Source organism: Halorubrum sp. SS7, assembly GCF_005435055.1.
In the GTDB taxonomy this organism is placed as follows: domain Archaea; phylum Halobacteriota; class Halobacteria; order Halobacteriales; family Haloferacaceae; genus Halorubrum; species Halorubrum salinarum.
In genome coordinates this window covers 1-906 of sequence record NZ_SGXV01000148.1, presented here as the reverse complement: position 1 = coordinate 906, position 906 = coordinate 1, and the positions used below count along the sequence as shown (strand labels likewise).

General features: G+C 53.0%; 1 protein-coding gene. It reads left to right on the top strand.

Annotated features, from left to right (window positions below; translation table 11 throughout):
• On the top strand, positions 1-664 hold a 664-nt coding region (locus tag EXE44_RS21175), incomplete at its 5' end, for a hypothetical protein (protein WP_206750402.1).
• Between the last annotated feature and the right edge of the window lie 242 nt (positions 665-906).

Below are 906 nucleotides of genomic sequence, written 5' to 3'. Positions count from 1 at the left end.
TGGAGCTTTGGCGGTACTCACCGTCGATCCGCCAGCGGCTATTTATAAACAATGGCTTCCGTTGAAATTCCATTTTCAGATGTGTTTTCGACTGAAACAGCCGGTAGAATTCGCTTACAAATTCATCGCCGTAGTTTATTTCACTAGGTATATCATTAGTTCGTTCTTGTCAAGAGTCATGACCAGCCCGTGTTCCAGACGAAGAGCTCTCGCTGGAAGTGGTTCAGTCATACTTGGGGCTCTGTCGGGATGTAATCAACTCCCGTTTTCGTCTTCTTCACCCTCCCAACTCGAAATTCTACCTAGCAATGCCACCGCAGAGCCACAGGGACTTGAAATCGAACTCCTCCGGACTGACGAGGAAACGAGAGATGAGGCCGTCGTGTTCGACCGATTTTTCGAACTGGAGGCGAGCGATACCGGGGGTATCTACCAGTTCCCGGACCCACCCGTGGTCGATGAGCAACGCTACCTCATTCGAGCATCGCTCGGTGGCTACCGAGACGTAACACAGCATTATCACTACTTTCCGAACCCCGACGACTCCGTGGAAGGCCCCCGACTGCTTGAGGTGGCCGTGTACAAAGAAGACGAACTTGTCCGACCGTATATTGACTACGAGCAATACAGTGGGCGTGGAGATCCACAGATGAACAGCAGCTAAGTAGTTAGGGGATTCTGACATCGCAACGGGGATTAGGGATATACGCACGCTCTGTACTGACCGGCAGAGAGCTGCGTATGTCACTCACTGCGGATTTCAGCGAAGCCAAGTGAACAGCTTAGCCTCAGAACGGCTCACCGCAACGCCGTCCACTATTTATAAACAGCCACGTCCGGAGAACTCCGACCTCACTCCAGCACGATCAGCACGTCGCCCATGTCGACGCTGTCGCCCTCGCCGAC